Origin of the sequence: Streptomyces sp. NPDC049879 (assembly GCF_044461265.1) — a bacterium.
Lineage (GTDB): Bacteria > Actinomycetota > Actinomycetes > Streptomycetales > Streptomycetaceae > Streptomyces.
The window spans coordinates 790,847-808,981 of sequence record NZ_JBITKT010000003.1 but is presented as its reverse complement, the minus strand read 5'-3'; the positions used below and the strand labels follow the sequence as shown (position 1 = coordinate 808,981).

Below are 18,135 nucleotides of genomic sequence, written 5' to 3'. Positions count from 1 at the left end.
TGCTCTCTGTCGTACATGTGTTCGATGGCTGGTTTATGGTGGACCCAGGAACGGAGAGACGGGGGCCTGGCATGACGGGAGGAGGTGCGGATGACCCCGCGTTTCACGCACCTGCACGCCGTCTCCGGCTTCTCCGCGCGCTACGGCGCCTCCCACCCCGAACGCCTCGCCGAACGGGCGGCTGAGCGCGGCATGGACGCCCTCGCCCTGACCGACCGCGACACCCTCGCGGGCGCCGTCCGCTTCACCCGCGCCTGCGCCGCCGCCGGCATCAGGCCGGTCTACGGCGTCGAACTGGCCGTCGCCGCCCCGGAACCCGCCGACGGCCCCCCGGGCACGGCGGCCAGGCGGCGCACGCCCGTGCGCGGCGGCGCGTTCACCGACGAGTCCGCGCCCCGCGTCACCTTCCTCGCCCGCGACGGCGCCGCCGGATGGGCCAGGATGTGCCGCCTGATCACCGCCGCCCACGCCGCCGTCGCGGGGACGGGCGAACGGCCCCTGCTGCCCTGGGCCGAGGTGACCGGCGGCGGGCTCGACGGCCTCGTCGTGCTGCTCGGCCCCGACTCCCCGCCGGGCCGCGCCCTGGCCGCCGGGCGCCCCGACCGGGCCGCGCGCCTGCTCGACCCGTGGCGCGAGGCCGCCGGAGACGGGCTGCGCATCGCCGTGGACGCGAGCGGCCCGTCACGCCCCGCCGCCCGCGCCCTCGGCCTCGCCGCCACCACCGGCGTACCCCCCGTGCTGACCAACGGCGTCCGCTACGCCGACCCCGGGCAGGGGCGCGTCGCCGACGTCCTCGACGCCGCGCGCCGCCTCGTCCCCATCGACCCGCGCGGCCCGCACGACAACGGCCAGCACTGGCTGAAGGGCCCGGCCGCGATGGCCTCAGCCGCCGACGCCGCCGCGGAGGCCGCCGGGATGGGCGCCACCGCCGCGCGCCGCCTGCTGGCCGTCACCGAGGAGACGGCCGACTCCTGCCGCGTGGACCCCGAGGGCGACCTCGGCATCGGCAGCGTCCACTTCCCCGAGGCCGGGCTCGTCGGCGCGGCCGACCGTACCGCCGACCGCGTCCTGCGCTCCCGCTGCACGGCCGGGATGGTCGCCCGGCGGCTCGAACGCGACCGGGTGCGCTGGGACCGGCTCGACGCCGAGCTGGACCTCATCGCCCGCCTCGGCTACGCGTCGTACTTCCTCACCGTCGCCCAGGTCGTGCGGGACATCAGGGGCTTGGGCATCCGCGTCACCGCGCGCGGCTCGGGCGCCGGCTCGCTCGTCAACCACCTGCTGGGCATCGCGCACGCCGACCCGGTCGAGCACGGGCTGCTGATGGAACGGTTCCTCTCCCCGCGCCGCGCCGTGCTGCCCGACATCGACGTGGACGTGGAGTCCGCGCGCCGCCTCGACGCGTACCGGGCGATCTTCGACCGCTTCGGGGAGCGGCGCGTGGCCACCGTCGCGATGCCCGAGACGTACCGCGTGCGGCACGCCGTCCGCGACGTCGGGCTCGCCCTCGGCCTCGACCCGGCCGAGACGGGGCGGCTGGCCACCGCGTTCCCCCACATCAGGGCCAGGGACGCGCGCGCCGCGCTCGCCGAGCTGCCTGAGCTGCGCGACGTGGACGCCGACGCGTACGGGCCGCGCATGTGGGAGCTGGTGGAGGCGCTGGACGCGCTGCCGCGCGGCGTGGCCATGCACCCCTGCGGCGTGCTGCTGTCGGACACGTCGCTGCGCGACCGTACGCCCGTGGTGCCCACCAGCGGCGAGGGCTTCGCGATGTCGCAGTTCGACAAGGAGGACGTGGAGGACCTCGGGCTGCTGAAGCTCGACGTGCTGGGGGTGCGGATGCAGTCCGCCATGGCGCACGCGGTCGCCGAGACCGAGCGTGCCACCGGGGAGCGGCTCGACCTCGACCGCGTGCCGCCCGGCGACCCGGACACGTACCGGCTGATCAGGTCGTCCGAGACGCTGGGGTGCTTCCAGATCGAGTCGCCGGGACAGCGCGACCTGATCGCGCGGCTCCAGCCGGAGAACTTCCACGATCTTGTGGTCGACATATCGCTCTTCCGGCCCGGCCCCGTCGGCGCCGACATGGTGCGGCCGTTCATCGAGGGCAGGGCCGGGCGGCGGGCCGCGCGCTACCCGCACCCGGACCTGGAGCCGGTCCTGCGCGAGACGCACGGCGTCGTCGTCTTCCACGAGCAGGTCATCGGCGTGCTCGCGCGGATGACCGGCTGCGACCGCGCGCTGGCGGACGAGGCGCGGCGCGCGCTGTCCGACCGGGAGCGGCAGGGGCGGGTGGCCGCCTGGTTCGCCGCCGAGGCGGGGAAGCGGGGGTACGCGCCCGAGGTCGTCGCGCGGACCTGGGACATCGTCGAGTCCTTCGGGTCGTTCGGCTTCTGCAAGGCGCACGCCGTCGCGTTCGCCGTGCCCACCTACCAGTCGGCCTGGCTCAAGGCGCACCACCCGGCCGCGTTCTACGCCGGGCTGCTCACGCACGACCCGGGGATGTACCCGAAGCGGCTGCTGCTCGCCGACGCGCGGCGCCGGGGGGTGCCGGTGCTGCCGCTGGACGTCAACGCGTCGGACGCCGCCTATCGAATCGAACTGGAGTCCGAATCGGGGCGGTGGGGCGTCCGGCTCGCCCTCGGCGACGTCCGGGGCATCAGCGGCGAGGAGGCGGAACGGATCGCCGCGGGCCGCCCGTACGCCTCCCTCAGCGACCTGTTCGCCCGCGCCGCCCCGTCCAGACCGGTCGCCGAACGGCTCGCCTCCGTCGGCGCCCTGGACGCCTTCGGCGCCAACCGCCGCGACCTGCTGCTCCACATCGCCGACCTGCACCGCCAGCGCGTCGGCAGCGGACCCGGCGGCGGCCAGCTCCCGTTCGGCGACACCGAGCGCACGCCCCCCGCCGGGCTGCCCGACCTGGACGAGGAGGAACGGCTCGGCGCCGAACTCGACGTGCTCGGCATGGAGTCCCAGCGCCACCTGCTGGCGGGGCACCGCGCGTTCCTCGACGAGCTGGGCGTGCTCAGCGCCCACCGCCTGCGCGACGCGCGGCAGGGGGAGACCGTGCTGGTCGCGGGCGCCAAGGCCGCCACCCAGACACCGGCGATCCGCTCCGGCAGGCGCATCATCTTCGCCACCCTGGACGACACCTCGGGCCTGGTGGACCTGACCTTCTTCGAGGACAGCCACGCCGCGTGCGCCCACACCGTGTTCCACTCCTGGCTGCTGCTGGTGCGCGGCACCGTCCAGCGGCGCGGCGCGCGGGCGCTGACCGTCGTCGGCCAGGCGGCCTGGGACCTCACCGAGCTGGCCGAACTGCGCCGCACCGGCGGCCTCGACGCGGTGGCGGAACGCCTCGCCGACAGCCCCGGGGACGGGGAGGCGCCGGAGGAGGGGACCGCCCGGCGCATCGAGCTGCCCACCGGCGCCACCCTCCACCCCTGGGCCGACCTCCGCCCGGCGGGCGGTTCCGCCGCCACCCCGCCGCGCAAGCTGTGGCACTCCAGCCCGGGGAGCGCCGGATGACCGGGCGGCACGTGCTCTACGTGCGCTACCTGACCACGGACCGCCCAGGCCACGCGCCCTACGACGGGCTGCTCGACGTGCTGCACGGCATCACCCCCGTCGTCCAGGCCCTGCCGCCCGACGCCGCGCTCGCCGATGTCCGGGGCGCCCTGCGCTACTTCGGCCTCGACGCCGTACGGCTCGCCCGGCTCGTCCGCGTACGCGGCCTGGCCCTGCACGGCACCGACTGCGCCATCGGCGTCGCCCCCAACCCGCTGCTCGCCCGGCTCGCCGCCGCCCCGCCCGGCGGCGGCCCGGGGATCGGCGCCGTGCCCGACGACCCGGACGCGATCGCCGCCTTCCTCGCCGACCGGCCCGCCGCCGACCTGCACGGCGTCGGCCCCGCCACCGCCCGCGCCCTCGCCGCGTACGGCATCCACACGGCGGGCCTGGTGGCCGCCGCGCCGCCCCTCACGCTCCAGCGCATCCTCGGCGCGTCCACCGCCCGCCGGGTGCAGGCCCTCGCCCGCGGCACCGACCCGACCCCCGTCGTCCCCGGCACACCGGCCAGGTCCACGGCGGCCGAGCACCGCTTCGGCCACGACGAACTGGACCCCGCCGTCCGCCGCCGCGCCCTGCTCACGCTCGCCGACCGGCTCGGCCACCGGCTGCGCGGCACCGGGCAGACCACCCGCGCCCTCACCCTCACCGTCCGCTACGCCGACCGCACCGCCACCACGCGCCGCCGCACCCTGCCGGAACCGACCGCCCACACCCCGGCGCTGGCGGGCACGGCCTACGCCCTGCACGACGCGCTCGGCCTCCAGCGGGCACGCGTCCGCACCGTCGCGCTGCGCGCCGAGGACCTGACGGACGCGCGGTCCTCCGGTCGGCAGCTCACCTTCGACCGGCAGACGGAGAGCGCCCGTCGAATTGAACCGGTCCTCGACCGTATCGCCGCGAGATGGCCCGGCTCGGTGGGGCCCGCGGCACTCGTCCGCCCGTGACGGCGTCACGGCTGCCCGGGCATGGCCGACGCGTCGGCCGGGAGACGGCGCCGCCGACCCCGTCCGCCCGACGGCAGCCGTCCTATGCCCGGCGGGCGGCCGAGCCGGAGCCCCTTGGCGCATGAGGCTCGCCGGGTGTTCCGCGGCCGGGCCACGCGAGGTCGTCGACGGCGAGGAACGGCTCGCCGGCCACGGCCGCGGGGGTCGCCCCGGTGAACGCCATGACGTCCCGGTGCAGGTGGGACTGGTCGGCGTAGCCGGCGTCGGCCGCGACCCGGGCGGCGCCTTCACCCGCGACCAGGCGGTGGGCGGCGTGGTCGAAGCGGACCAGCCTGACCGCGCGTTTGGGCGGCAGGCCGAGCTGCGCCCGGAACCGGGACCACAGGCGCTTACGGCTCCATCCGACCTCGGCCGCGAGTCCGTCGACCCGGGCCAGGCCACGGCCGGCGACGATGCGGTGCCAGGCCCAGGCCACCTCCGGGTCCACCGGCGGCGCCGCCTCGTACCGGCGGGCGAGCAGCGCGTCCGTCAACGCGAAGCGGCCCTGCCACGACGGGACATCACCGAGTTGCTCGCGGATCCGGGACGCCTCCCGGCCCCAGAGGTCGTCCAGAGGCACGACGGCGCCGTCGAGGCCGGCGGGGGAGGCGCCCAGGACCGCGCGTGCGATCACCGGTGACAGGCGTACCTGCACACACTCGATGTGCTCCCCCCGCACCCGGACCCCGCCGCCGGTCCCGAACCCGGGCCCGGCGACGGCGCTTCCCCGGTGCTGCCGTCCGGCGGCACAGTCGAGGACGGACGAGCGGGCGCCGAACTCCAGCGACAGTGTCACGGACGGGTGCGGGACCATCCGGAGCGCGGCCAGGTCGTGGACACGGAATCCGGCCATGGTGACACCGGCCAGCCTGCTGGGACGCCGCGGACATGCGACGTCCCACTCCGCCCCACCGTGCATGAAAGTCGACACCGGCCCATGCTAGGGGTCGTCTTCCGGATCCTCCCTGGCAGCTCTGCCGGTATGGGGGCGACCCTCCAGGCCCTTCGGGCCTGAGCCGGCCGAGGGGGACATTCGTCCAATCCGTCGGCGGAGTCGGCGGCGACAGTGGGCCCATGACTGCTTCTGACGACCGATCGCACGGGAACGGCAGCACCGGGGCCACCGTGCGGTCGACCCTGTCGCCGGACGACGGCGACATCCACGTATGCCAGGACGGCCAGGACGGCCCTCATGACGCCCCCGCTCTCCCGCTCATCCACGGGCCCGCGTCCTCGGCCCGCGCGTGGAACCCGATGGTTCCGCTGCTGACCGGTTCTCACCGCGTCATCCGGATCGGCCTGCCCGGGCACGGCCGGTCGGCCGAACCGGCCGACCGCGGCTACGCGCTCCCGGAGCGGCTGACGGCCCTCGGCAAGCCGCTGCCGGTGAACTTCGGCGCGGACGGCCGCGGGCGGCGGTCCTCGTCCGCCGCCGATCACCGCGCCGTTCCGGGCGCGGCAGTCGAACCGCTGCCCGGTCTCGGGCACTCACCGGTACCCGAGGACCCCCCGCGGACCGCCGTTCCCCTGTCGGCCTTCACCGCGACCCGCGCCGCACGGGTGGCCTGAATGACGAGGAGGGGCGGCATGCGGATCCTTGTCTCCGGCGCCGGCGTGGCCGGTCCGGTGCTGGCCTACTGGCTCACCAGGCACGGCTTCTCCGTCACAGTCGTCGAGCGCGCGCCGGCTCCGCGCGGGGCCGGCGGCCACGCGGTCGATCTGTTCCGGCCCGCGATGGACATCTCGGAGAAGATGGGCGTGCTCCCGCGCATCGAGGAGCGGGCCACCGGCACCAGCCGGATGACCGTCCACCGGGAAGGCGCGCGGCATCCCGTCCGGGTGAACCTCGCCAGGATCTTCCGTGCCGCCTCCGAACGGCACCTCGAGATCATGCGCGACGACCTGAGCCGGATCTACCACGACGCCGCGCGCGACGACGTCGAGTACGTCTTCGGCGACTCGGTCACCGCCGTCTCGCCCGACGGTGAGGTGCGGTTCGAGAAGGCCGCGTCACGCCGCTTCGACCTCGTCGTCGGCGCCGACGGGCTGCACTCCGAAGTGCGCCGCCTCGTCTTCGGCGAGGAGTCCCGCTTCAGCGCCTTCACCGGCGCCTGTTTCGGGGTGCTGACCCTGCCCAACCTCCAAGGGCTCGACGGCGAACTCGTCCTGCACGCCGGTGTCGGCCGCACCGCCGGCATGTACGGCGCGCGGCACCTCGGCGACGCGCGGGCGCTCTTCCTCTTCCGGAGCGGGCGTGAGCCCGGCCACCACCACGACGTGCACCGGCAGAAGGAGCTGGTGCGCGGTGCGTTCGAGGGCATGCACCCCGACGTGGACCGCTGGCTGGACGAACTGGACCGCACCCCCGCGTTCTACTTCGACTCGATCACCCAGCTCCGCATGGACACCTGGTCGCGGGGGAGGGTGACGCTCGTCGGCGACGCGGGCTGCTGCCCCGGCCCGGTCGTCGGCGGCAGCACCAGCCTGGCCGTCGTCGGGGCGTACGTCCTCGCCGGGGAGCTGGCGCGGGCGGCCGGTGACCACGAGCGTGCCTTCCCCGCGTACGAGCGTGCGATGGCGCAGTACGTACGCGGCAGCCGCGAGGCGGCGCTCAGCGCGGCGAAGACCCTGGTGCCCACCTCGCGCCTCGGCGTGTGGGGCCTGGCCCAGGGCGCCCGTCTGATCTCCGCCCTGCCCGCTGGGGCCGGCCGTGCCCTCCTCCGCCTCACCACCAGGAGCGCACGCCTCCACAACTCCGTGACCGTCGACGACTACCCGCCGCCGCCCACCGCGTCACGAGGCGCGGCCGGGGCGGGGTGAGGAGTCCGCAGGGCTGCTGTCGGCGCCCGCGCCGCAGGGTCCGCCGGGCAGCTCGATCCCCTCGGCGGCGGTGCCTTGGCGGGGGCCGGGCGACCAGGGCCGGGGATCAGGGCAGGTCAGGGGCGGGCTCGTGTCGGGAGAGGACCAGCCTCCGCCGCTCCCGGTCGATGCCCGCGACGACCACCGCTATCTCCTCGCCCGGCCGGACGGCGCGTGCCTGCCGGATCAGCCCCTCGACCCCGTCGGCGATCCGGACGAGGACACCGGCAGGCAGGGACCGGGTGACCCGTCCGCGCAGGGACTGGCCCACCGTCAGGCCGTCCGCGAAGGCCAGGAACGGGTCCGGCCGCGTCGCCCGCAGCGACAGCCTGGCCTCGCCGTTCCACGTGTCGAACTGGAGGAACGCGCACGAGACGCGCTGCCCGGTGCTGACGACGTCCGACGCCTCCTCGACGCGGTGCCAGGACAGTTGGGGGATGGTGATGAACCCGACGCCGGGGAACACCGGGTGCGCCGGGCCCTCGTCCAGGGCGACGAACACGCCGAACCTCTGGAGCGACGCGACGGTCCCCGAGAGGATCTCGCCGGGACGGCGCGCCTTGAGGAAGGCCCACAGCTCCGGGTTCTCGGTGGCGGCCATCGACAGCCTGACCCGTTCCTCGCCCGGTTCGACGGCGATCACCTCGGCCGTGATCCGCTGCCCGGCCCGCACCGCGGCGGGAACGCCCGGCCGCCAGGACACGTCCAGCGGCCCGACCGTCCCCAGCGGGCGCGCGGGGAAGCCGTCCAGTGTCACGACCAGCCCGTGCGAGCGGGTCACCTCGGTCGCGGTCCCCCCGCAGAGGTCGCCGACGCCGAGTGTCGCGAGGAAGTCCCGGGCAGCCCGCCCGTCCGCCGCTGCGTCCACGCCTCCCAGCCTTTCACGGGGCGTTCCGGCACGGCGGGCACCCCCCGTCACGGTGGACCGCCGCCGCGCAGCACGTCCAGCACCTTCTCCGCCACCGCGTTCATCCCGTGCCCGCGCAGGTCGAGCACGGGCCCCGGGACGGAGACGCCGTGGGACGCCAGCAGGTTCATCAGCGCCCACAGCACGCCGGGGCGTTCCGTCACGGCGAGTTGACGGCCATCCGGGGCCACGACGGTGGCGGCGCCCGTCCCGGCGAGCAGGCAGGTGCGGGCCCAGTCGACGATGTACGACCCGCCGTCAGGGGCGGCGTACAGGACGACGTCCCGGGTGCGGTGCAGGACCGCCAGGTAGTTCATCGGCACGGTCAGCTGCCGCGCGGCGTCGAACGGGGGCCCGCCGTCCGCCGGTTGCACGCGCAGAATCGTGTCCAGGACCGGACCGTGGTCCTGGAACGTGTCCGTGCAGCGCATCTTCAGGAACCGGCCCCGCACCAGCACGCCGCCGCGCCGCCACCATCGCCGGCTCACCGTGCCGAACGCCCCCTTCTCGCCGGGGAGCCGGTCCACGATCCACCGGGACGCCTCGCCCGGCTCGGCCACCGGCGCCCGTGCCTCGGGGGAGGCGCGGTCCCGCTCGGCCAGGGCGGTGTACCGCGCCGCCGTGTCCGCGTCGAGGCGCCGCAGGTCGATCGTGTCGCCCTCCAGCTCCACACCGCCTGCCGCCCGCGCGATCCGCATCTGCCGCAGCAGGCGGACCGGGCGCCCGGTCACGTCGTCCGTGCGGCCGTCGAGGCCGGTCACCCGGCAACTCCGCGTGCCCGCCAGCAGCGTGCTGCGCGGCCACTGCGGGACGACGTCACCGCCGGTCCGTGCGGCGAGCACGGCCAGGCGGCCCGCTGTCACCGCCGACAGGCACACGGACGGCACCCGCCACTCGCCCGTCGTCTCGAAAGGCCCCGCGGGACCGTGCACCCGCAGCCGCAGCCTGATCAGTGGCGTGAACTCGTCGGGTGTGTGGTCCCCGGTGCAGGTCGTGAAGGTCGCCTCGCCCTCCGGGCTGTAGCGCACGAGGGCCGCCTCCAGCACGTCCGCCCGTACCAGCTCCGCGTCCGCCGGGCCCGCGCCCGACCGGGGCGCCCACAGCACGAACGTGCCGTCCCGGTGGGGGAGGGGCGTGGCCCCCGCCAGGTCCTTGCGGGTGATCCGGGGCAGGTCGCCCCGCGCGGCCTTCACGGCGACGCCGACGATCAGCGCCGCGCCGGCGAGCCCGGAGACGAGCGCGATCCACGCCCAGTCCTCGCCCTCGCGCCAGGCGGTGTACGCCACGGCGAAGGCGATCGGCACCGGGAAGCAGCAGATCGTGACGAACACCAGCTTGCCGGCCAGCACCCCGGCCCAACTCCGCATGGCCTCACCCCACCCCGGTCCGTTCCGCGCCGCCATCTCCATGCTTCCCGCAGTCCCGCACCGCGCTCCGGGCACGATGGCGGAGCGCCGACAGGCTCCGGCCGCGCGGTGGTTCAGCCCTCGTAGAGGTGTTCCGCGTACCCCGGGCCGTAGTGTTCCTCCAGCAACTCCAGCGCGTCGTCCGGTCGTTCCAGCGCCTTGGATATCCGCGCCCGGGACGGGAGGGCGTCCGGGGCCCAGGTCTCCGGGGCCCACAGGTCCGAGCGCAGCGCGGCCTTGGCACAGTGGTGGAAGATCTCCTCCGCCTCCACGACCAGCGCGAGGCGCGGCCGGTTGCCCCGGACCGTCATGCGGTCGAAGAACGGCGCCTCCCGGACGATCCGCGCCCGCCCGTTGACCCGCAGCATGTCGCCCCGGCCGGGTATGAGGAAGACCAGGCCGACCCGCGGGTTCGCCAGGACGTTGCGCAGGCCGTCGAGCCGCTTGTTCCCCGGCCGGTCGGGTATCGCGAGCGTGTGGTCGTCGAGGACGAGCGCGAAGCCGGGCGGATCGCCCTTCGGCGAGACGTCGCACGAGCCGTCGGCGCCCGAGGTGGCGATCAGGCAGAACGGCGAGCGGGCGAGCCAGGCGCGGTCCAGCGCGTGCAGGGCGGTGCGGGTCTTGTCGCGGGTGTACGGCGCGGGCTCGCCCACCAGTTCCCGCAGTTCGGCCTCCGACGTGACGTCACGGACGGCCCCCGCGTCACCGCCGGACCACGCCGCCCCCACCCGTTCCGTGTCCACCGTGCGCCTCCCGCCGCTCACCGCCGGTCCGCCACCGGCGCGTTCCCGAGCCTACGCCCAGGCACTGACAGTGCCCCCGCCGTGACCACCCGCACACCGGGGCCCTGTTGACATAGTTAGGTATGCCTAACCTAAATTGATCCGCGTGAACGGAGACCGTCCGTCCAGCCGTCAGCCGACCCCCGGCTGCCGGACGCACCCCCATGTCACCGATGTCACCGATCAGCAGCCGACTCGACAAGGGACACCCGAAGACCCCATGAGCATGTCCGGCCATGCACCACTCGCCCCCGCACCCTCGGCCCTCCTGGAGCCCGACCTGCTCGCCGCCGACCCCGCCGGTCTCGCCGAGGTCGGACGGCTCGTCACCGAGCTGACCAGAGAAGCCGCCGGGGCGCTCCGCCGCCGCAGCGGACCCCTCCCCGCCCTCACCCCCGACGAGCTGTCACGCCTGATCGACACCCAGCTCCCCGACGGGCCCCTCCCGCGCACCGGCAAGGGCCGCGCCGCCGTCCTCGCCCTGGCCCGCTCGTACGCCGCCCACACCGTGGACCTGGCGGACCCGCGCGCCGCCGCCCACCTCCAGCCCCCCGCCCTGAGCATCGCCGCCGCCGCCGACGTCCTCGCCTCCGTCTTCAACGCCTCCGTGGACACCTGGGACAGCGGCCCCTACGCGGTGGAGCTGGAACGCCGCCTCATCCGCTCCCTCACCGGCCTCGCGGGCTACGGCCCCGGCGCCGACGGCGTCCTCACCCCCGGCGGCACCGCCTCCAACCTCCAGGCGCTCCTGATGGCGCGCGACGCCGTGCTCGGCGACCGCGCCGACATCCGCGGCACCGGACTGACCGGTCTGGCCGTCCGCCCCGTCGTCTACTGCTCGGAGCTGGCGCACTTCTCCGTCGCCCGCGCCTGCGCCCTCCTCGGCCTCGGCGAACACGCCGTCAGGGCCATCCCCGCCGACGCGGGCCACCGCATGGACGTCGCGGCGCTCGACCACGCCCTCACCTCCCGCGCCCCCGACGAGATCCCCCTCGCCATCGTCGCCACGGCGGGCACCACCGACTACGGCTCGATCGACCCCCTCCCCGAACTTGCCGCGCTCGCACGCCGCGAGGGCACCCGGCTGCACGTGGACGCGGCCTACGGCGGCGGCGCCCTCTTCTCCGACCGCCTGCGGCACCTCCTCACCGGCCTCGAAGCGGCCGACACCGTCACCATCGACCTCCACAAGACCGCCTGGCAGCCCGCCGCTGCCAGCGTCCTGCTCACCCGGGACGCCCGCGACCTCGCCGCCACCACCGGCCTGCGCGTCGCCTACCTCAACCCCGACGACGACGGCGCCGCCGGGTACGACGGCCTCCTCGGCAACTCCCTGGCCACCACCCGCCGCGCCGACGCTGTCAAGGTCGCCGCCACCTTCCTCGCCCTCGGCCGCGAGGGCGTCGGCGCCATGCTCGACGCCTGCCACGACCTCGCCGGCCACGCCGCCGCCGCCGTCACCGCCCACCCCCGCCTCGAACTCACCGCCGAACCCGTCCTCACCACGGTCGTCTTCCACTACACGCCGCGCACCGGCGCCGACCCCGACGCCGTCAACGGCGCGCTCCGCCGCCGCCTGCTGCGCCAGGGCACCGCCCTCGTCGGCCGCACGGACCTGCCGGGCGGCGGCGTGCGCCTGAAACTCACCCTGCTCAACCCGCAGGCCACCAAGACCGACCTGGACGAGCTGCTCGCCGCCGTCGTCGCCGCCGGTGAAGCCGTCGAGAGCACCGGAGAGCACCTGTGAGCACCACCCCGCACGCCCCGCAGGCCCCGCACACCCCGCAGGACGGCGCCGAGCCGCCCGTCCTCGACCTCGCCGCCGTCGGCATCGGCCCGTTCAACCTCTCCCTCACCGCGCTCGCCGACGAGGTCGAGGACCTCGCCTACGCCGCGTACGACCGCCGCCCCGCCTACGACTGGCACCCGGGCCTGATGTTCGACTGGGCCAAGCTCCAGGTCGGCTTCCTCGCCGACCTCGTGTCGCTCGTCCGCCCCACGAGCCGCTGGTCGTTCCTCAACTACCTGGCCGAGCACGACCGGATGTACCCCTTCTACATCGCCGAACGCTTCCACGTGCCCCGCCGCGAATACGCCGACTACTGCGCCTGGGCCGCCGCCCGCCTGCCCGGCTGCCACTTCGGCACGGACGTCACCGCCGTCCACTGGGACGCCGAACGCGCCCTGTGGCGCCTCACCCTGACCCCCGCCGACGGCGCCGCGGGACCCACGGCGGCCCACCCCACGACCCGGCTCGCCCGCAACATCGCCATGGGCATCGGCACCGAACCCCACCTCCCCACCGCCCTCGCCGTCCCCGCCGCCCGCACCCCCGACCGCGTCTTCCACTCGGGCGAGCACCTCCACCGCGTCGAAGGCCTGCGCGCCCAGGGCGTCAGGGACGTCACCGTCGTCGGCTCCGGCCAGTCGGGCGCCGAGGTCTTCCTCGACCTGCTGCGCCGCCAGCGCGACGCCGGATGGTCCCTCACCTGGCTCACCCGCTCGTGGGGCTTCGCGCCGCTCGACTACTCCAAGCTCGTCCTGGAGTACACGACACCCGCCTACATGCGGTACTTCAACGGCCTCGACCCCGCCGTCCGCGACCGCCTGATCGCCTCGCAGTGGCAGCTCTACAAGGGCATCGACACCGAGACGATCGACCTCATCCACGCCGAGCTGTACGACCACCTGCTCGACGGCGACCGCCCCCCGGTCACCCTCCTGCCGGGCACGGCGCTCCTCGGCGCACGGACCGCCGACGACGGGACCATACGGCTCACCACCTCCCACGCCGACACCGGCGCAGAACGCGAGCTGGCCACCGGAGCCGTCGTCGCCGCCACCGGTTACGCGGCCCGCCGCCCCGCCTGCCTCGACCCGGTCGAGAAACTCATCGCCTGGGACGGCCAGGGCAGGTACGACATCGACGCGGGCCACCGCGTCCGCACCGTCCCCGAGGTGACCGGCGGCCTGTTCGTGCAGAACGCCGAGCTGCACACCCACGGCGCCGCCGCGCCCGACCTCGGCATCGGCGCCTACCGGGGCGCCACGGTCCTCAACGCCGTGACGGGCCGCCAGGTGTTCAGGACGCCGGAGCGCACCGCGTTCCAGACGTTCGGCGGCTGACGGCGCGGGCCCGCCCGCCTGCGGCACAATCGGGCGGGTGAAGCTGACCATCGACCCCGCATCACCCGTCGCGCCGTACGAACAGCTGCGCGCCCGGATCGCCGGTCTCGCGGGCAGCGGCGAACTGCCCGCGGGCCACCGGCTGCCCACCGTCCGCGGCCTCGCCGACGAACTCGGCCTCGCCGCCAACACCGTCGCCAAGGCGTACCGCGCCCTGGAGGCGGACGGCGTCGTCGAGACGCGCGGGCGGCACGGCACCTTCGTCGCCGCCGCCGGGGACGCCGCCGCGCGGGAAGCGGCGGCGGCGGCCCAGGCGTACGCCCAGCGCGCCCGGCGGCTCGGCCTGGACCGGGAGGAAGCCCAGGCCGCCGTACGGGACGCGCTGCGTGCCGCGTACGACCCGGCCGGCTGACCCCTGGTCACCCGGCCCCGGCACGGGCCGCACGCCGTACGTCTCCCCGGCCGCGCCTACCGCAGCGCGGCGCCGCCGCCCCACAGCCAGACGGTGGTGTCGGCGGGCAGCGTCCCGCCGGTGATCCGGTCGCTGGTCAGCAGGACACCCCAGTCGCGCGGCAGCGGCATCGGATCGCCGGAGAAGTTCACCGCGCACCGCAGCACGGGGGAGCGCTCGAACGCCAGCACGCCCTCCGGCGCGTCCAGCCAGCGCAGCGTCCCGCTGTCGAAGCCGGGCTGCCCCCTGCGCAGCCGCAGCGCCGTCCGGTACAGCTCCAGCATCGACGCGGGCGCGCCCGACTGGAACTGCGCGCTGAAGTACTCCCACTCCGCCGGCTGCGGCAGCCACGGCGCCTCGCCGCCCGCCGGGCCGAAGCCGAACGGCGCGTCCGAGCCGGACCAGGGCAGCGGCACCCGGCAGCCGTCACGGCCGCGCACCGTGCGCCCGCTGCGTTCCCACGTCGGGTCCCGCAGGACGTCCTCCGGCAGGTCCTCGACCTCCCACAGGCCCAGTTCCTCGCCCTGGTAGAGGTACGCGCCGCCGGGCAGCGCGAGCATCAGCAGCGCCGCCGCGCGCGCCCGCCGGGTGCCGAGCGCGCGGTCGGTCGCCGTCGCCGCCGGCCTCCCGGTCTCGTCGCGTCGGCCGAGCGCGGTGTCCCGGCGCCCGTACCTCGTCACATGGCGGGGCACGTCGTGGTTGGACAGCACCCAGGTCGGCGGGGCGCCGACCTCGGCCAGCGTGCGGACGCCCCGGTCGATGACCTCGCGCAGTACGTTCGGCTCCCACGCCGACTTGAGGAAGGCGAAGTTGAACGCGGTGTGCAGCTCGTCCTGCCGCAGGTACAGCGGCAGCCGGTCCTCGCGCACATGCGCCTCGGCGACGAACACCCGGTCGCCCGCGTACGACTCGGCGACCTTGCGCCACGTCTGGTAGATCTCGTGGACCCCCTCCTGGTCCCAGTGCGGGTGGTCCTCCTTGCCGCCCTCGTGCTCGAACACCGCGTCGTCCGCGATGCCCAGGTCGGGCAGCGTGTGGTCCTTCACCAGGCCGTGCGCCACGTCGATGCGGAAGCCGTCCACGCCCCGGTCGAACCAGAAGCGCAGGATCGCCTCGAAGTCGGAACGCACCTCCCGGCTCGCCCAGTTGAGGTCCGGCTGCTCGGCGGCGAACAGGTGCAGGTACCACTGCCCCGGCGTGCCGTCGGGCTCCGTCACCCGGGTCCACGCCCGGCCGCCGAACTCGCTGCGCCAGTCGTTGGGCGGCAGTTCACCCGCCTCGCCCCGGCCGTCGCGGAAGACGTACCGGTCGCGTTCGGGCGACCCCGGCGCGGCGGCCAGGGCCTCCGCGAACCAGCGGTGCCGGTCCGAGGTGTGGTTCGGGACGATGTCCAGGACGACGCGGACGCCGAGCGCGTGCGCCTCGGCGATCATCTCCTCGGCCTCGGCCAGCGTCCCGAACGCGGGGTCGATGGCGCGGTAGTCGGCGATGTCGTAGCCCCCGTCCGCCATCGGCGACGGGTACCACGGGGTGATCCATACGGCGTCGACCCCCAGCTCCCTGAGGTAGGGCAGGCGGGCGCGCAGGCCGGCGATGTCACCGACACCGTCGCCGTTCCCGTCGGCGAAACTGCGGATGTAGACCTGATAGACGACGGCGGTGCTCCACCAGGGGGCGGCCGGCTTCTGATGAATGCGGGTGCGGGGCACGTATCTTCCATTCCTCTTGCGAGTTGACCCTGGAAAATGCGCGGATCGAGCGGCTCACCGCGCAGTAGTGCGGCTGTGCTGGTCCGGTTCAGGTCCCGGCCGAGGTGAGGAGATGTGATACAGGGAACGCGCGGCACGTGCCGCGCCCGTGGTGCCCCGGACGACGAGCCGGGTCGGCACCACCACCCGGGTCGGCTCCACGCTCGTCCCGGACAGCGCGTCCAGGACCTGGCGGGCGAGCAGCTCCCCCTGGTGAGCAACGGGTTGGGCGACGGTGGTCAGGTCGAGCAGCTCGGCGGTCTCGTGGTCGTCGAAGCCGATCACCGAGACGTCGTCGGGCGCCCGCAGCCCCATGCGGGTCAGGGTGCGCAGCGCGCCGAACGCCATCTGGTCCGACTCCGCGAACACGGCCGTCGGCGGGTCGGGCAGGCTGAGCAGCTTGGCCATCGCCGAGGCCGCTTCCTCTATTTCGAGGTGCCCCGGCACTTCGAGGTCCGGGTCGTACGCCACCCCGGCCTGTGCGAGGACGGTGCGGTACGCGTGCTGCCGCACGATCGGTGTGGTGAAGCCGCGGGGGTCGCCCAGCGCCCCCGTGATCATCCCGATGCGCCGGTGACCGAGGTTGATCAGATGGCGCACGGCGGTGCTCGCGCCCTCCGCGTTGTCGATCGACACGTGCCAGCAGCCGGGAATGCGGGTGCCGAGGACGGCGATCGGCACGTCCATCGAGACGAGCGCGTCGCACTCGGCCGTGGACAGCGGGAGGTTGAGGACGATCAGCGCGTCCACGCGGCGGCGCAGCGGCATCCGCGTGAAGAACCGCTCGTGGACCCGCTCGTCGCCGAGGTTGTAGAGCAGGATGTCCAGGTCGTTGGCGCGCAGCACGGAGTCGATACCGGCGACGACCTGGCTGTAGAACCACCGGTTGACGAACGGGAGGACGACCCCGACCGTCCCGGTCCTGCCGGAGGCGAGACGCGAGGCGTGCGGGGAGACGCTGTACTGCAGCTCCTCGGCGGCGCGCAGCACCCGTTCCCGAGTGGCCTCGGAGACGTTCGGCAAGCCGCGCAGGGCGCGGGACACGGTCGCGGTGGACACTTCCGCGCGCCGGGCGACGTCGTTGATGCTGGCGGCCATAACCCTCCGATCACGGCAGTGAGCCGAACGTACTGCCGACCGCGGAGAGAATGCAATCGCTTACAGGAAAAGATCTTCCTCCACCGCGGAATTGGCCTGACGGCCTCCCCCCGCCGCCCCGGACCCCCAGGTGACGGCGTGCAAGGGCTGATGTAAACGTGTACATGGTTTTTTGACGCACCCCGACAATTGACAGCCGGGCGGGGTGGGGAACGCGCGGCGACTGGTGCAGGATCGAGCCATGAGCAATCTGGACCGGACGCCGGTGGCCACCCGGTGCGGCGGGGGCCACGGCCCCGGGCCCGTACGCGACCTCCTGCCGGGCAAGGCCGTGCCGCTGGGCGAGAGCACGGTCGTGCGCCGCCTGCTGCCCACGATGGGGCGCCGCATGGTCGGCGCCTGGTGCTTCGTCGACCAGTACGGGCCCGACGACATCGCCGGCGAGCCCGGCATGCAGGTCCCGCCGCACCCGCACATGGGCCTCCAGACCGTCAGCTGGCTGCACGCGGGCGAGGTGCTCCACCGCGACAGCCTCGGCAGCCTGTGCACCGTACGGCCGCGCGAACTCGGCCTGATGACGTCGGGCCGCGCCATCGCGCACTCCGAGGAGTCGCCCCGGACGCACACCCCCGTGCTGCACGGCTCGCAGCTGTGGATCGCCCTGCCGGACGGCCACCGCCACCGCGAGCCCGCGTTCGAACACCACACCGCGCTCCCGGAGATCGCGGGCGGCGGCGGGCTGCGCGCGACGGTGGTCCTCGGCACCCTGGCCGGCGCGACGTCGCCCGGCACCGTCCACAGCCCGCTGGTCGGCGCGGACATCACGGTCGCGGCGGGGACGGACGCGCGGCTGCCGGTCGAGGAGGAGTTCGAGTACGCGGCGCTCGCCATGGCGGGCGGCTGTGAGGTGGACGGGGTACCCCTCGGCCCCGGCGCGCTCCTCTACCTCGGCACGGGCCGCCGCGAACTGCACGTACGCTCCGACACGGACGCGTCGTTCATGCTGCTGGGCGGCACACCGTTCGAGGAACAGCTCGTCATGTGGTGGAACTTCATCGGCCGCTCCTCGGAGGAGATCGCCCAGGCCCGCGAGGACTGGATGACCACCACCCGCTTCGGCGAAGTCCACGGCTACGCCGGCCCCCGCCTCGACGCACCACCTCTCCCCCCGACTCCCCTCAAACCCCGGGGCCGCGCCCGCTGAC

14 protein-coding genes are annotated in these 18,135 nt (G+C 75.0%); 8 read left to right on the top strand and 6 right to left on the bottom strand.

All coding sequences use genetic code 11. From position 1 onward, the window contains the following. The first annotated feature begins 90 nt into the window (after positions 1-90). Positions 91-3,528 (top strand): DNA polymerase III subunit alpha, encoded by a 3,438-nt coding sequence (locus tag ACIBPC_RS14580; protein ID WP_398844256.1) that lies wholly within the window; start codon positions 91-93, stop codon positions 3,526-3,528. After that, entirely contained in the window at positions 3,525-4,514 is a 990-nt protein-coding gene (locus ACIBPC_RS14575) for a helix-hairpin-helix domain-containing protein (protein WP_398844253.1), read from the top strand. The genes ACIBPC_RS14580 and ACIBPC_RS14575 overlap by 4 nt, the downstream gene beginning before the upstream one ends. An 82-nt stretch (positions 4,515-4,596) precedes the next feature. Here ACIBPC_RS14575 and ACIBPC_RS14570 read toward each other — a convergent pair whose 3' ends face one another. Then, a complete protein-coding gene (locus ACIBPC_RS14570) occupies positions 4,597-5,484 on the bottom strand; it encodes a helix-turn-helix domain-containing protein (protein ID WP_398844249.1) in 888 nt (295 codons plus the stop codon). A 143-nt stretch (positions 5,485-5,627) separates the two neighbouring features. Here ACIBPC_RS14570 and ACIBPC_RS14565 point away from each other — a divergent pair, with 143 nt between their 5' ends. Further along, positions 5,628-6,122, top strand: coding sequence for an alpha/beta fold hydrolase (locus ACIBPC_RS14565; RefSeq protein ID WP_398844246.1), 495 nt, complete (start codon positions 5,628-5,630; stop codon positions 6,120-6,122). A gap of 18 nt (positions 6,123-6,140) precedes the next feature. Continuing rightward, a complete protein-coding gene (locus ACIBPC_RS14560; RefSeq protein WP_398844243.1) occupies positions 6,141-7,373 on the top strand; it encodes an FAD-dependent oxidoreductase in 1,233 nt (410 codons plus the stop codon). A 106-nt stretch (positions 7,374-7,479) separates the two neighbouring features. On the opposite strand, the gene ACIBPC_RS14555 is transcribed toward ACIBPC_RS14560, so the two are convergent. From ACIBPC_RS14555 to ACIBPC_RS14545, 3 genes are all read right to left on the bottom strand, one after another. Continuing rightward, a complete protein-coding gene (locus ACIBPC_RS14555) occupies positions 7,480-8,280 on the bottom strand; it encodes a S1 RNA-binding domain-containing protein (protein WP_398844241.1) in 801 nt (266 codons plus the stop codon). Positions 8,281-8,327: 47 nt separating this feature from the next. Next, positions 8,328-9,686 (bottom strand): hypothetical protein, encoded by a 1,359-nt coding sequence (locus tag ACIBPC_RS14550; protein ID WP_398844239.1) that lies wholly within the window; start codon positions 9,684-9,686, stop codon positions 8,328-8,330. A gap of 113 nt (positions 9,687-9,799) precedes the next feature. After that, positions 9,800-10,468, bottom strand: a complete 669-nt coding sequence (locus ACIBPC_RS14545) for a pyridoxamine 5'-phosphate oxidase family protein (RefSeq protein ID WP_398844238.1) — start codon at positions 10,466-10,468, stop codon at positions 9,800-9,802. 265 nt (positions 10,469-10,733) lie between these two features. On the opposite strand from ACIBPC_RS14545, the gene ACIBPC_RS14540 reads away from it, so the two are divergent. From ACIBPC_RS14540 to ACIBPC_RS14530, 3 genes are read left to right on the top strand one after another with little or no spacing between them, the layout of a single operon-like run. After that, positions 10,734-12,254: a pyridoxal-dependent decarboxylase gene (locus ACIBPC_RS14540; RefSeq protein WP_362964834.1), complete on the top strand. Its 1,521-nt coding sequence runs from the start codon at positions 10,734-10,736 to the stop codon at positions 12,252-12,254. After that, the gene (locus ACIBPC_RS14535; RefSeq protein ID WP_398844234.1) at positions 12,251-13,633 is read left to right on the top strand and encodes a lysine N(6)-hydroxylase/L-ornithine N(5)-oxygenase family protein; all 1,383 of its coding nucleotides are present in this window, start codon (positions 12,251-12,253) and stop codon (positions 13,631-13,633) included. Before ACIBPC_RS14540 ends, ACIBPC_RS14535 begins: the two co-directional genes overlap by 4 nt. 37 nt (positions 13,634-13,670) lie before the next feature. Beyond that, positions 13,671-14,045 carry a GntR family transcriptional regulator gene (locus ACIBPC_RS14530; protein WP_398844232.1) on the top strand — a complete coding sequence of 125 codons (375 nt, stop codon included), beginning with the start codon at positions 13,671-13,673 and terminating at the stop codon, positions 14,043-14,045. Between the two features lie 56 nt (positions 14,046-14,101). Here ACIBPC_RS14530 and ACIBPC_RS14525 read toward each other — a convergent pair whose 3' ends face one another. Next, the gene (locus ACIBPC_RS14525; RefSeq protein ID WP_398844229.1) at positions 14,102-15,793 is read right to left on the bottom strand and encodes a glycoside hydrolase family 13 protein; all 1,692 of its coding nucleotides are present in this window, start codon (positions 15,791-15,793) and stop codon (positions 14,102-14,104) included. Between the two features lie 54 nt (positions 15,794-15,847). Next, a complete protein-coding gene (locus ACIBPC_RS14520; protein WP_362964828.1) occupies positions 15,848-16,930 on the bottom strand; it encodes a LacI family DNA-binding transcriptional regulator in 1,083 nt (360 codons plus the stop codon). Positions 16,931-17,171: 241 nt separating this feature from the next. Here ACIBPC_RS14520 and ACIBPC_RS14515 point away from each other — a divergent pair, with 241 nt between their 5' ends. After that, complete coding sequence (locus tag ACIBPC_RS14515) at positions 17,172-18,134, top strand: pirin family protein (RefSeq protein ID WP_398844226.1); 963 nt, start codon at positions 17,172-17,174, stop codon at positions 18,132-18,134. The last annotated feature ends 1 nt before the right edge of the window (position 18,135 follow it).